Source organism: Pseudomonas nabeulensis, assembly GCF_004682045.1.
Taxonomy (GTDB): domain Bacteria; phylum Pseudomonadota; class Gammaproteobacteria; order Pseudomonadales; family Pseudomonadaceae; genus Aquipseudomonas; species Aquipseudomonas nabeulensis.
The window spans coordinates 167,991-181,497 of record NZ_QUZT01000001.1 but is presented as its reverse complement, the minus strand read 5'-3'; the positions used below and the strand labels follow the sequence as shown (position 1 = coordinate 181,497).

12 protein-coding genes are annotated in these 13,507 nt (G+C 61.7%); 5 read left to right on the top strand and 7 right to left on the bottom strand.

Annotation, left to right across the window (positions count from 1 at the left end; genetic code table 11):
- Positions 1 to 40 precede the first annotated feature (40 nt).
- From DYL61_RS00915 to DYL61_RS00905, 3 genes are all read right to left on the bottom strand, one after another.
- Positions 41 to 1,228, bottom strand: a complete 1,188-nt coding sequence (locus DYL61_RS00915; protein WP_135306818.1) for a cyanate transporter — start codon at positions 1,226 to 1,228, stop codon at positions 41 to 43.
- Positions 1,229 to 1,445: 217 nt separating this feature from the next.
- Positions 1,446 to 2,888, bottom strand: a complete 1,443-nt coding sequence (locus DYL61_RS00910; protein WP_135306817.1) for an aldehyde dehydrogenase family protein — start codon at positions 2,886 to 2,888, stop codon at positions 1,446 to 1,448.
- Positions 2,885 to 4,510: a 5-guanidino-2-oxopentanoate decarboxylase gene (locus tag DYL61_RS00905; RefSeq protein WP_135306816.1), complete on the bottom strand. Its 1,626-nt coding sequence runs from the start codon at positions 4,508 to 4,510 to the stop codon at positions 2,885 to 2,887. The genes DYL61_RS00910 and DYL61_RS00905 overlap by 4 nt, the downstream gene beginning before the upstream one ends.
- A gap of 111 nt (positions 4,511 to 4,621) precedes the next feature.
- Here DYL61_RS00905 and DYL61_RS00900 point away from each other — a divergent pair, with 111 nt between their 5' ends.
- On the top strand, positions 4,622 to 5,494 hold the full coding sequence (locus DYL61_RS00900) for a LysR substrate-binding domain-containing protein (protein WP_135306815.1): 873 nt from the start codon (positions 4,622 to 4,624) through the stop codon (positions 5,492 to 5,494).
- A 122-nt stretch (positions 5,495 to 5,616) separates the two neighbouring features.
- On the opposite strand, the gene DYL61_RS00895 is transcribed toward DYL61_RS00900, so the two are convergent.
- Positions 5,617 to 6,231 carry an NAD(P)-dependent oxidoreductase gene (locus DYL61_RS00895; RefSeq protein ID WP_135306814.1) on the bottom strand — a complete coding sequence of 205 codons (615 nt, stop codon included), beginning with the start codon at positions 6,229 to 6,231 and terminating at the stop codon, positions 5,617 to 5,619.
- Between the two features lie 32 nt (positions 6,232 to 6,263).
- Positions 6,264 to 7,130 carry an MBL fold metallo-hydrolase gene (locus DYL61_RS00890; protein ID WP_135306813.1) on the bottom strand — a complete coding sequence of 289 codons (867 nt, stop codon included), beginning with the start codon at positions 7,128 to 7,130 and terminating at the stop codon, positions 6,264 to 6,266.
- A 106-nt stretch (positions 7,131 to 7,236) separates the two neighbouring features.
- On the opposite strand from DYL61_RS00890, the gene DYL61_RS00885 reads away from it, so the two are divergent.
- On the top strand, positions 7,237 to 8,142 hold the full coding sequence (locus DYL61_RS00885) for a LysR family transcriptional regulator (RefSeq protein WP_135306812.1): 906 nt from the start codon (positions 7,237 to 7,239) through the stop codon (positions 8,140 to 8,142).
- A 100-nt stretch (positions 8,143 to 8,242) separates the two neighbouring features.
- Entirely contained in the window at positions 8,243 to 8,419 is a 177-nt protein-coding gene (locus DYL61_RS31210; RefSeq protein ID WP_167497921.1) for a hypothetical protein, read from the top strand.
- Here DYL61_RS31210 and DYL61_RS00880 read toward each other — a convergent pair.
- Positions 8,412 to 9,290, bottom strand: a complete 879-nt coding sequence (locus DYL61_RS00880; RefSeq protein WP_135306811.1) for a helix-turn-helix domain-containing protein — start codon at positions 9,288 to 9,290, stop codon at positions 8,412 to 8,414. The genes DYL61_RS31210 and DYL61_RS00880 overlap by 8 nt on opposite strands.
- A gap of 180 nt (positions 9,291 to 9,470) precedes the next feature.
- Between DYL61_RS00880 and pobA the strand changes: the two genes are divergently transcribed.
- Positions 9,471 to 10,664, top strand: coding sequence for a 4-hydroxybenzoate 3-monooxygenase (gene pobA, locus DYL61_RS00875; protein WP_135306810.1), 1,194 nt, complete (start codon positions 9,471 to 9,473; stop codon positions 10,662 to 10,664).
- A gap of 66 nt (positions 10,665 to 10,730) precedes the next feature.
- Positions 10,731 to 12,248, top strand: coding sequence for an MDR family MFS transporter (locus DYL61_RS00870; protein WP_135306905.1), 1,518 nt, complete (start codon positions 10,731 to 10,733; stop codon positions 12,246 to 12,248).
- A 131-nt stretch (positions 12,249 to 12,379) separates the two neighbouring features.
- Here DYL61_RS00870 and DYL61_RS00865 read toward each other — a convergent pair whose 3' ends face one another.
- Positions 12,380 to 13,219 (bottom strand): cache domain-containing protein, encoded by an 840-nt coding sequence (locus DYL61_RS00865; protein ID WP_135306809.1) that lies wholly within the window; start codon positions 13,217 to 13,219, stop codon positions 12,380 to 12,382.
- Between the last annotated feature and the right edge of the window lie 288 nt (positions 13,220 to 13,507).

Sequence of the window (13,507 nt, the reverse complement as noted above, 5' to 3'; positions counted from 1 at the left end):
CTATGTTTGAAGTGAGACAAATACTGTTTGCAACACGACGTCAGCGGATATGTCGTGCGTAATGCACAGGATTAAAGCGCGTGACCATCAGCAGCATCACCACGATCACCGCCGTGAGTGACCACCAGGCCCATTCGAAACTGCCCAACTGGTCGCGGATCATGCCCGCAATCAGCGGCGACAGGCCGGCGATCAAGTAGCCAATGCCTTGCACAAACGCGGTGAGGCCACCGGCGCGGCGTGGGTTGTCCAGGTGGTCGAGGGACAGGATCAGGCTCATCGGAAACAGACCGCCGATGCCCAGGCCCAGCAAGCACGGCCACAGCAGGCTGAGGTGTTGCGGACTAAGAATCAGGCCGCAGAAACCCAGGATGATCAGCACCAGCAACCCGGCGACCACGCTACGTTTATCCCGGCGACGGTTGGCGATGGCGGGTGTGATCAAGCCGGATACCACCTCCATCGCCGTCAAAAAGCCCAGCAGTAAACCGGCATTCTGTTCGCTCCAGCCTTGCTCCACGTAGTACGGCGCCAGCCATGCGAGGACGCAAGTGTAGGCGGCCGTGCCCAGGCCAAAGAAGACGGCCAGCAACCAAGCGCGAGCGTTGCCGAAGAACGACTCTTGCAGGCCAGGAGCGACTTGGGGCAGTGGCGGTAACACCGAACGCTGGGCGTACCAGAACACCAGGGCCACTACTGCGAGCGCGGCCCACACGGCCAGGCCGATGCGCCAACTGCCGGTCTGCACCTGCACGAACGGCGCGAACGACGCCGCCAGCGCTGCGCCGCCCATGATCGCGGTGACGTACAGGCCCATGAACAACGACACGTTATCGCTGAACCGCGACTTGATCAGCGCCGGCATCACCGCCTGGATCATCGCGATGCCCACCCCGGCAGCGATGGCGCTGACGATCAACTCCAGCGCCGAATCGAGGAACAAGCGTGACAACGTGGCCACGCCGATCACCAACAATGACAGCACAATGCTGCGGTGTTCACCGAAGCGCTTGGCCAGGCCCATGCCAAAGAACATCGCCAGGCCCATGGCCATGACCGGCAGCATGGTGAGCAACGCCGCGCTGCTGAAACTCAACGGCACGTCGCCGCGAATCGATGACAACAAAGGCCCCACGGCAGCCATTGACGGGCGCAGGTTAAGGGCGACGAGCACGACGCTGAGCATCAGCCACAGGGCGGTGGTGGGTTTTGTGTGGACGGTTTCCATGGGCAGGCCTTGAGAGAACAGGCGTGAATCAGGCCATCGGCGGGGGCGAGGGGCAAATCAGAAAGTCGCAGGACTTATTGAAAAAATGCGATCAAGTGTGGGAGGGGACTTGCCCCCGATGGCGGTGTGTCAGCCAGCACATCTGCTACTGACCCACCGTTATCGGGGGCAAGCCCCCTCCCACATTGGTCCCCATTTGACAGGGGAGTTTGGGGTGTCAGTGGGCACGGATCACATGCTTGATCTCCTGAAACGCCGCTAACCCCCACGGCCCCAGCTCGCGACCGATGCTGCTCTGCTTGTAACCGCCCCATGCGGTCTGAGGGAAGATCACTTGCGGCGCGTTGATCCACACCGTCCCGGCCTGCAGTGCATTGGCGACACGCTCGGCGGTTTCGGTATTGGCGCTGACCACGCTGGCGACCAAGCCGAAATCACTGTCGTTGGCCAGGGCAATTGCCTCGCTTTCAGTGGCAAAACGTCTGACACACAGCACCGGCCCGAAGATCTCCTCATTCCACAACGCACTGTCCAACGGCACCTCGGTAAACACTGTCGGCTGAATGAAAAAGCCGTTGGGCAAATCCACCGGGCGTTCGCCCCCACACAGCAACCGTGCACCGCTTTCGATGCCACGCTGGATATGCCCCAGCACGCGCTCATACTGCGCACGGTTGATCAGCGCACCCATTTCCACATCATCGGCAAACGGATCGGCGACGCGAATGCCTTGCGCCCGCACCTGCAACCGCCGTAGGAATTTATCCGCCAAGCCGTCAGCCACCAGCACGCGACTGGTGGCGGAACACATCTGCCCGGCATTGAAAAAACCACCGCCGCATGCCAGCTCCACCGCCAGGTCGAGGTCGGCATCGGCCATCACCAGCAACGAGGATTTACCGCCCAATTCCAGGCTGACGCCCTTGATGGTTTCGGCGGCGCGTTGCATCACTTGCACGCCCACCGCATTGCTGCCGGTGAAGGAAATCTTCGCCACGCGACGGTCCGCCGCCAACGGTGCGCCCACATCCAGGCCCGTGCCGCACACCAGGTTGAACACGCCCGCCGGGACGCCTGCTTCGGCAATGATCCGTGCCAGTTGCAGCTCTGCCAGCGGCGTGACTTCCGAGGGTTTTAGTACCACGCAGCACCCGGCAGCGAGGGCCGGGGCGAGCTTCCAGGCGGTGGTGACCATCGGGAAATTCCACGGCACGATCAGGACCACGACGCCGCAGGGTTCACGACGCAAACGTGCGCTGAAATCCTCAGTGGGCAGCACCACCGGCTGGTCCTGACCAGCGTCCAACGCTTCGGCAACAGCGGCGTAGTACTCGAACGTGGCGATCACGTCGTCCACGTCGATACCGGCTTCAAACAGCGGCTTGCCGTTGTTGCTCGACTGTAGGTGCATCAGCTGTTCGCGTTGCTCGCTGACACCCTGGGCGATCCTGCGCAACAGGGCCGCGCGATCACGGCCGGTGCTGTTCGACCAGCCGGAAAAGGCCGCGCTGGCCGCGTCCACCGCTTGCTTCACCGCCAACCCATCGCCCACGCTGACCTGGGCCAGCACCGCCTCGCTGGCAGGGTTGATCACTTCCAATAGGGCTTGGCCTTCACGCCAGGTTCCGTCGATGTACACACCCTTCAACACGGTGCTCATGCTGCAACCTCCTTCATCCAGGCGGCCTGGTCGATTTCAATCAAGGTCGGCCCCTGACGGTCAGCGGCGGCGCGCAACGCGTGGCGCAATGGCTCGACGCCCTGGATGCTGTCGGCGGCGCAACCGAGTGCCTTGGCCACACCAATAAAGTCCGGGGTGTAGATATCCACGCCCACCGGTTCAATGGCGCGGTTGACCATGTATTTCTTGATCTCTTCATAGCCCTGGTTATTCCACAGCAGCACGATGATCGGCGTGCGTGCTTCAACGGCGCTGGCCAGTTCCGGCAGGCTGAATTGCAGGCCGCCGTCGCCGATCAGGCACACCACCGGTTGCCCGTCGCCACGTCCCAGCCAGGCGCCGATGGCGGCCGGCAAGGCGTAGCCCAAAGTGCCGTAGCCGGTGGACGAGTTGAACCAGCGGCGTGGGTGGTCGGGGTTGAGCGTCAGGTTGCCGCTGTACACCGGTTGGGTTGAGTCGCCCACCAGCACGGCGCCGGGGAGTTCTTGCAATACGATGTTGAGGAACAGGGTTTGCGCACGGGTGGCGGCGTCCCAGGAGGGGGTCAATTCGGCCCACAGACGGGCGACGCGTTCGGCGCCCCAGTCGCTGTTGCGTGCGGGCAATGGCGTGCGGCTCAATTCGGCGAGTAACGCCTCGGCAGCGATCTGCGCATCGGCTACCAAGGCCACGTGCGGAGGGTAGTTGCGCACGGTCTGGTCGGGGTCGATATCAACACGCAGTAGTGCACCGGGAATCTCGAAACCACCGGCAAAGGTCACGTCATAGTCGGTCTCCGCCAGCTCGGTGCCGATGGCCAGCACCACGTCGGCTTCGGCCACCAGTGTGCGGGTGGCGACCAGGGTTTGGGTCGAGCCGATCAGCAGTGGATGACCGCCGGGCAACATGCCCTTGGCGTTGATGGTCAGCGCCACTGGCGCGCCGAGGGCTTCGGCCAGGCGGGTCAATTCGGGCGCCGCATCGATGGCACCACCGCCGGCCAGGATCAACGGCCGCTTGGCCGAAGCCAGCAACCGGCTCATCTGCGTCACCGCCGACGGCGCCGCGCCAGCGCGGGCCACGCTGACCGGCTCGCTGCCCAGCAACGCGTCGGCGTTTTCCACCAGCACATCCAGCGGAATCTCGATATGCACCGGGCGCGGGCGCCCCGCCTGGAACAGCGCAAAAGCGCGCGCCAATACGCCGGGCAATTCTGCCGCCGACATCAAAGTATGGGAGAACGCCGCCACGCCGGCGATCATCGCCCCTTGGTTCGGCAGCTCATGCAGCTTGCCGCGCCCACCGCCCAATTGGCTGCGCGATTGCACGCTGGAAATCACCAGCATCGGAATCGAGTCGGCGTAGGCCTGGCCCATGGCTGTGGTGATATTGGTCATGCCGGGGCCGGTGATGATGAAACACACGCCGGGCTTGCCGCTGGTACGCGCATAGCCGTCGGCCATAAAGCCCGCGCCCTGTTCGTGGCGTGGAGTGACGTGGCGGATGCTGGAGCGGGCCAGGCCGCGGTACAACTCCACGGTGTGCACGCCGGGGATGCCGAACACCTGGTCCACGCCGTAGCCTTCCAGAAGGTGCACCAATACTTCGCCGCAGGTCGCCATTGAGGTCGCTCTTGTCAGGGATTCAAGGCGCTATTGGAGCGGCTGGCCGGTAGCGGCAACAATCGATAAAAAGTCATACTAGCCATGTCCTCACGTCATGGCTGCGCCCTTATGAAACGCCTCCCGCCACTGCCTGCGTTGCACACATTCTGGGTCACCGCCCAGTGCTGCAACTTCACCCGCGCCGCCGAGCAATTGCACATCACCCAAGGCGCGGTGAGCCGCCAGATTGCCGGGTTGGAAAGCCACCTGGGCTACCCGTTGTTCCAACGCCAGGCACGCGGCCTGAGCCTGACCGAAGAAGGCCGCGAATGGTCACTGCGCACGCAACAGGTATTTGGCCTGATCGGTGAGGCGGTAGAACAGATCGGCAATCGCCGCCAGACCCTGCAACTCAAGGCCTCCACTTGCGTGATGCGTTGGCTGCTGCCGCGCCTGATGCAATGGCAAAAAGAACGTCCGGACGTGCCGGTGGAACTCACCACCACCGTGGCCTACACCGTGGATTTTCGGCGCGAGCAATTCGACGCGGCGGTGATCTATGCGCCCATCGCTGAACAGTCGGCCGAGGCGCGGCATTTGTTTGATGAACAACTCACCCCAGTCTGCGCCCCTGCGCTGCTGGCCGGTTTGCAGCGGCCCGAGGATTTGCAGCAACAGATTTTGTTGCACCCCACACGGGATGAGCGGGATTGGGCGTTGTGGTTGAAGGCGGTGAATACCCAACTGGGCAACTTGAGCCAGGGCCATCATTTCGAAACGCTGGATTTGGCCATGACGGTGGCGTCCCAGGGTTCGGGCGTGGCGATTGGCGACAGTGCGTTGATTGGCGAGGATGTGAAGGCGGGACGGTTGGTGATGCCGTTTGAACTGAGGGTGCCGACGGGGATGGGGTATTACCTGGTGTATCCGCGGGGGACGGTGCCGTCTGAAGGCCTGGAAGCCCTGATGGATTGGTTGGTGAGCCAGTCACAACAGCCCTGACACTGAGGATCAAAATGTGGGAGGGAGCTTGCTCCCGATGGCAGTGTGTCAGCCAATACATCTGTAACTGATCCACCGCTATCGGGGGCAAGCCCCCTCCCACAGGTTTTAACCGAGTTGTGTCAGTAGCCCACAGTGAAGCGCTGGCGGGAGTGTTTTGGCGATTCAACTTCGTCGATCAGTGCGATGGCGTAGTCAGCGAAGCTGATCCAGCTTCTGCCCTTACTGCTGATCAGCAAGTGGTCCTGACCCAAACGGAAGTCTTCGGTGCGCACATCTTCAACGAACTCTGCAGATGGTGACAGAAAGGACCAATTCAGTTCCTTTTCTTGGCGCAGTTTGTCGAGAAACACGCTGCCAGCGGTAGCCTCTTCACGGTATTCCTCGGGGAATCCAGCGCTGTCGATCACACGTTCTCCACTAGGTAGCAACAACGATCCGGCACCGCCCACCACCAACAAACGCTTCACGCCCGCCTTTTTCACCGGGCCGATCACTGCTTCGGCTGGCACGGTCGCGAAATGTGCGGCGCTGATTACCACATCACTTCCGCTGACAGCCTGTTGCAGTTCGTCTGCATTCAACGCATCAGCCTGTTTAACAGTCACACCAGCCTTTGCATCGATGGACTCGGGGTTACGTGCGATAGCGACCACGCTATGCCCACGACGCAGCGCTTCTTCCAGCAGTTGGCTACCAGCACGGCCGGTGGCACCGATGATTGCAATCTTGCTCATGACATTCTCCAACTCGTTAGGGTTTAAACCATTCACCACTTCATTTCGCCCTTGGCGACTTTGGCGCTCAGTTCCAGCGAGCTTTCGTCGGCGAGGGTGGGGTAACGCTTTTTCATCGCCGCGATCAGGGCGGCGGAGTCCTTGGCCTTGGCGGTTTCGATGTCGAAAGCCTTGATGTAGTCAGCGGTAAAGGCCACCGAGGCAAGGGTGGGTGTGCCCAGGTAGTGACCCGGAATCACCTTGCTCGGTTGCAACTGCTGGATGCGTTGCAGTGTAGTCAGCCAATCCGTATGGGATTGAGCGCTCTGGGTGTCGGCCATCCACAGGTGGATGTTTTCTGCGACCACCACGCCACCCACCACGGCCTTGATCGACGGGATCCATACAAAGCTGCGATCCGGCTGCGGGCCGTCCAGGCCGATGACGTCCAATTGCTGGCCTTCGAGGGTCAGGCTGTGGCCTTCGAGCACGCCCGGCACGATGGTTTTGGCGGGCTTGTCGGCGCCCATTTTCGGGCCCCAGAATTCCAGCTTGCCGGCCACGGTGGCCTTGATGTGGTCAACCACCGGTTGCGGTGCCAGCACCTTCGCGTCGGGGAACGCGGCGGTCAGGGTGTCTAGACCGAAGTAGTAGTCCGGGTCGCCATGGCTGATATAGATGGTGGTCAGGTGCTTGCCGCTGGCGCGGATCTTCTGCACCAGTTGCTCGGCCTGGCCCTTGCCGAATTGCGCGTCCACCAGGATCGCGTCCTTGGTGCCGCTGACCAGCACCGAGCTGACCGGGAAGATCGCGGCTTCGCCTGGGTTGTACACGTCGAGGGTCAGGTCGGCCGCTGCCGCGTGGGCGGCGAAGGCCAGGGCGGCGGTGGCCAGGGTCAAACGCTTGAAAGTCGAGAACATCGGGCAGCTCCTGCCATCGCATAAAAGATGCACAGAGCTTAGTTGCACCAAACACAACTAAAAATGCGATGCTGGGACATAGTTTGTTTCTAAAATCGGGCAGATCATGGACCGTCTTCAAGCAATGCGTGTGTTTGTCACCGTGGTGGACCTGGGCAGCCAGTCCGCCGCGGCGGATCATCTGGACCTCTCGCGGCCGGTGGTGTCGCGCTACTTGGCTGAGCTGGAAGACTGGGTGGGCGCGCGTTTGCTGCACCGCACCACGCGCAAGCTCAGCCTCACCGCCGCCGGAGGCGAAACCCTGCCGCGCTGCCGACAGATGTTGGAATTGTGTGGTGACATGCAGGCCGCCGTCAGCGAGCCGGATGAAGCGCCGCGTGGCCTGCTGCGCTTGAGCGTGAGCACCTCGTTCGGCCAGGCGCAATTGGCCGAGGCCATCGCCGAATACGTCAAGCGTTACCCGCTGGTGACCGTCGACCTGCAAATGCTCGACCGCACGGTAAACCTGGTGGACGAGCGCATCGACCTGGCCATCCGCACCAGCAGCGACCTGGACCCCAACCTGATCGCCCGCAGGCTGACCTTATGCCGCTCGGTGGTGTGCGCCTCGCCGGCGTACCTGCTGGAAAACCCGCGCCCGCAGACAGTCGAAGACCTGGCCCGACACAACTGCCTCACCCATTCCTACTACGGCAAAAGCCTCTGGCATTTTGATGAGGGCGGGGAGCCCGTGTCAGTGCCGGTGCACGGCAATATCACCGCCAACGAAGCCAGCACGCTGTTGCGCGTGACCTTGGCGGGCGCGGGTATCGGCATGTTGCCCAGCTACCAGGCCGGCGACTACATCCGCCGCGGCGAACTGGTGCGCCTGTTGCCCCACGCCGAGCCCCGGCAGATGAACATCTACGCGGTGTACGCCTCGCGCAAGCACATGCCGTCGGCACTGCGCAGCCTGCTGGATTTCCTGGTGTTGCGGTTCCCGGAGGAGCCGGCGTGGGATGTCGGTCTGTAAGCCGACATAAACCTGTTGAATGGCGTCCAATAATGGCAACTCGCCCGGTCTGACCTATGCTTTAAACAGCACCGTTTAGATCCGTTCAGAGGTCTGTGCCATGACTCTAAAAATCAGAAAGTACCTGATGATCTTCATCCTCTGCGCCATAGCGACTGCGCTGTATGGCACCGCCGCCTATCGTGTTGAACAGACGCGCATGCAACCGACCTTTGCGGTCAGTTGCCATCAGGATTTGTGTGTGCCCCGTAGCGGCAGTTTCAGTGCACTCAGGTAGCCGATTGTTCGGCCTTGAGTTGTTCACGAAACGCCTTGGGTGAGAACCCGACCCGCCGGCGAAACAGCCGGGAGAAGTTGGTTGGGTCGGAAAAACCCAATACCTCCGACATTTCATTGATGGTCATGCTGGTGTAGGTCAGCAAGCGCTTGGCCTCCAGCAATTGGCGGTCATGCATGATCTGCAATGCAGGCTGCCCACCCAATTCCCGACATGTCCCATTCAGGTGTGAGACCGAGATACCCAGCTTGTGGGCCAAATCCTCAATCTTCGGGTGTTCGCGGTAATGCTGTTCGACCAACTGGGTGAAGCGCCGGAAATATTCGCGCCCGCGTGGCGCGCGTGGATGGCGGAGCTGAATGGCCTGGCGGCTGATCCACACCAGCAACACGCTGACCAACGCGTGCAGCATCATGTCCCGCGCCGGCTGCTCATCGGCGTATTCGTCCTGCAGGCGGGCGAACTGGCTGTTGAGGTAGTCGCTGTCCTTTCCTGCCGGGTAACTGCCCAGTGCCTGCAAACCGTCCACCGTCGAACCCAGCTGCGCCTGCAAATGGCTGACCAGCGGTGCCGACAGCGTCACTACGTAACCTTCAACGTCTTCGGAAAACCGGAAACCGTGCACGCACATCGGCGGCAGGACTTGCAATGTCGCCTGGTTCAACGTGGTGCGCTGGCCTTCGATTTCCAGCTGTGCCTGGCCCTTATGCACATAAAGCAGTTGGCACAGGTCCGCGTGCCGGTGGGGTTGGATTTCCCACTGGTATTCCCGGCTCCGTCGGGAAATGGTTTCGCAGTGCAACAAATCGGGGGTGGGCCATTGTTGGCTTTCCCCGTAAAGCTTGAAGACCGGAATCGCGGTTTTTGTCATGGTTTCAATCCGATACCCAGGAGAGTGGTGCGGTAATCGCCCCGATTGGTAAAAAGCGCAGGCTTTGGCTCAGTTTTCACCTTCTTATGCCGACCGCTCAAGTGAAAAATGTCAGCAACAAACACAATGACAACGCTTTCACTCTATCCGTTCGGGTGGAATTTACGGGCGATAAAAATAATGAAAACCCTAACAACCCAAGTCGCCATTATCGGCGCCGGTCCCTCCGGACTGTTGCTCGGCCAGTTGCTGCATAACGCGGGTATCGAAACCCTGATTGTGGAGCGCCAGAGCGCCGATTACGTACAAGGCCGTATCCGCGCCGGGGTGTTGGAACAAGGCATGGTCGACCTGTTGCGCGAAGCGGGCGTTCACCACCGTATGGATAGGGAAGGCCTGGTGCATGACGGTTTTGAATTGGCGCTCAATGGCCAACTCACCCACATTGACCTCAAGGCACTGACCGGCGGCCAATCCGTGATGATCTACGGCCAGACCGAAGTCACTCGCGACCTGATGGCCGCCCGCGCCGAAGCGGGCGCCGCCACCCTGTACGAGGCGCGCAATGTCCAGCCCCATGGTCTGAACAGTGACCGACCCTGGCTGACCTTCGAGCATCAGGGCGACACCTTTCGCGTGGAGTGCGACTACATCGCCGGCTGCGATGGTTTCCACGGTGTCGCTCGCCAATCGATCCCCGCCGACTCACTGAAAATCTTTGAACGTGTCTACCCCTTCGGCTGGCTCGGCATCCTCGCCGACACGCCGCCGGTGCACGGCGAGCTGGTGTACGCCAAGCACCCACGCGGCTTTGCCCTGTGCAGCATGCGCTCGCCGATCCGCAGCCGTTATTACCTGCAAGTGCCGGTGGAAGAACCCCTGGAGGAATGGTCGGACGAACGCTTCTGGGGCGAACTGAAAACCCGCCTGCCCCGCGAACTGGCCGAACAGCTGGTGACCGGGCCGTCCATCGAGAAAAGCATCGCGCCACTGCGCAGCTTTGTGGTGGAACCGATGCAGTACGGGCGCCTGTTCCTGCTCGGCGATGCGGCGCACATCGTGCCGCCCACTGGCGCCAAGGGCCTGAACCTGGCGGCCAGTGATGTGAGCACGTTGTATCGCATCCTGCTCAAGGTGTACCGCGAGGGTCGGGTGGACTTGCTACAGCGTTACTCGGCGATTTGCCTGCGGCGGGTGTGGAAGGCCGAACGATTTTCGTGGTGGATGACCTCGATGCTGCACTCGTTCCCGGAGGCCGACGGGTTCAGCCAGCGCATCGCCGAAAGTGAGCTTGAGTACTTCATCCACTCGGAAGCCGGCCGTAGGACCATCGCCGAAAATTACGTGGGACTTCCTTACGAACCTATTGAATAGCCTGCTATCGTATCGAGCATTCCCGTGGGCCACTTTTTCCTGCGGGCCTTGCTCGAAGGTTCTGTCGTGACCCACCTCAATCAGCCTGCTCCGCCCCTTCCCGCTGTGCGCAGCATCCTCGCCTCGCTGATGATGGCGATCTTCCTTGGCGCCCTGGACCAGACCATCGTCGCCGTGTCCATGCCGGCCATTTCCGCCCAGTTCCATGACGTCAACCTGCTGGCCTGGGTGATCTCCGGCTACATGGTGGCGATGACCGTGGCGGTGCCTATCTACGGCAAGCTCGGCGACCTCTACGGGCGCCGGCCGATGATGCTGATCGGCATGGGGCTGTTTACCGTGGCGTCGCTGTTCTGTGGCATGGCGCAAAGCATGGAGCAACTGGTGCTGGCGCGGGTGCTGCAGGGCATTGGTGCTGGCGGGATGATCTCGGTCAGCCAGGCGATCATCGGCGACATCATCCCGCCCCGTGAGCGCGGGCGTTACCAGGGCTATTTCAGCGGCATGTACGCGGTGGCCAGTGTGGCCGGGCCGGTGCTCGGCGGTTTTATGACCGAGTACCTGTCGTGGCGCTGGGTGTTCCTGATCAACCTGCCATTGGGTGCCGGCGCCTGGTACGTGGCCCATCGCACCCTGGTGGGCCTGCCGGTGCCGCAGCGCAAACCGATCATCGATTACGTCGGCACGGTGCTGATGATCATCGGCTTGACCGCGTTGCTGCTGGGCATCACCGAAATCGGCCAGGGCCATCATTGGCGCGATCACGAGGTGTTGAGTCTTCTCGGCGTTGGGCTGCTGGCATTGATGGTGTTTGTCTGGCACGAGCGCCGTGCGCGGGAGCCGTTGTTGCCGATGCACCTGTTCGTCAACCGCAGCGCGGTGCTGTGCTGGTGCACGGTATTTTTCACCAGTTTCCAGGCGATTTCGCTGACGGTGCTGATGCCCCTGCGCTATCAGACGGTGACCGGCGGCGGTGCCGACAGCGCCGCCTTGCACCTGCTGCCCCTGGCCATGGGCTTGCCGATTGGCGCGTATACGGCAGGGCGCATGACTTCCGTGACTGGTCGCTATAAACCGATGATTCTCGGCGGCGCATTGCTGAGCCCGCTGGCAATCCTCGGCATGGCCTTCAGCGCGCCGCAGGCGGTGCTGCTTACGGGGGTGTTCATGCTGCTGTGTGGGATTGCTGCCGGTATGCAATTCCCCACGTCGCTGGTGGGCTCGCAAAACTCGGTGGAGCAACGGGACATCGGCGTCGCCACCAGCACCACCAACCTGTTCCGTTCCCTCGGCGGGGCGGTGGGGGTGGCGTGCATGTCGGCGTTGTTGCTGACGCTGTTGCAGGATTCCAGTTTCGCGCATCTGGCCAGCGGTGCACTGGTGAGCGAGGGCGGTTCGGGCAATGTGTTGCTCGATGGCCTCAACGCCGCGCCGGGTCCGGCAAAGGATGCGTTGCGCGGGGAGTTGGCGGTGACGTTCCGGCATTTGTTGTGGGTGAGTGCGGCGGTGTCGTTGTTGGGGTTGGCGGCGGCGATTGCGATGCCGAACCGGGTGCTGCGTGGGCGGGAAGATAAGGCCAAATAACAGACACAATGAAAGTCAAAATGTGGGAGGGGGCTTGCCCCCGATAGCGGTGTGCCAGTCAGAAGTGTTCCAACTGAGCCACCGCCATCGGGGGCAAGCCCCCTCCCACATTGGGTTGCATTTCAATTTCTTCAGGGGCTGTAGTAACCCACCGCAACCATAAAATGCCCCACCTTGCGCACATACGCATGCTTGTTCTCAACCTTATCCGTCACCGGATTCTTCCAGCGGTACTTGTATTCCCCCTGGTCCTGCTCGGCCATCAGCTTAAGGATCGGCTCACCCACCGGCTTGCCGTCCGGGTCCTTGATCTTGCTGAAATCGGTGTTGATCAACCGCAGGTTGGTGCCGTGGGCCACGTAGCGCTGGGTATCGAGGTCGACCACAAACACATACAGGTCATCCTGCAGGAAACCACCCTGCAATGAGTTGATCGCCTTGAGTGTGCCGGCTTCATCCTTGACCAACGCGTCCGCCGCCTTGTTGCGCAGCGCTCGCGCCTGTTCCGGAGTTGCCCGTGGCAGGTAGTAACCCACCGCCAGGATGCGTTCGCCGACCCGCTGGTAGAACACATGCTTGCGCTCGACCTTGCCGTCGTTCCAGTTTTGCCAGCGGTATTCGGCCTGCTGGATGCCCTGGCCTTCCGGCACCTTGAGCGCGTTTTGGAACGATTGGCGCAAGTCCGGGCCGAGCACCTCGCTCACATCCCGACCGATCAGCGCGGAGGAGGGCCCACCGCTGGCCAGCAACACCCCCTGGGTATCGACCACGAACACATAGCGGTCCTTGTCGACGAACTCACCCTGGCGGCTGAACGCGGCAAAGGCCTTGTCACCGTTGCTTTGGTAATACGCCAAGGCTTTTTCCAGCAGCGCCTTGGCGGCGGTGGCGTCCTGTTCCTCGGTGGTGGCCGCCTGTACCTGGCTGAAACACAACAGCAGCAGCCAAGTGATGCGCAGCAGTGCCTTCATGGCATGTCCCTCGTTCTTGTTGGTGTGTGCAGAGCGTAGACGGCTGCGGTTCAGGTCGCTGAATGTTTAGCCGCGCTGCAACCACACTCCGCCAAGCCTGAATTTAATCGGCTGGGCAGGCGTGTGACGCTGCCGCGCACCTACTTCACTGCGATTACCCATGGACGGTTGCCAAGACACGCTTCCCGAGCTGGCCTTCTGGGCACTGTTTCACTGCCGTCACGCCCGCCCGCCGGACGCCTTTCTCCTACGTTGATCCACCCCAAAGGATGGCGCGCACCTGTGCGC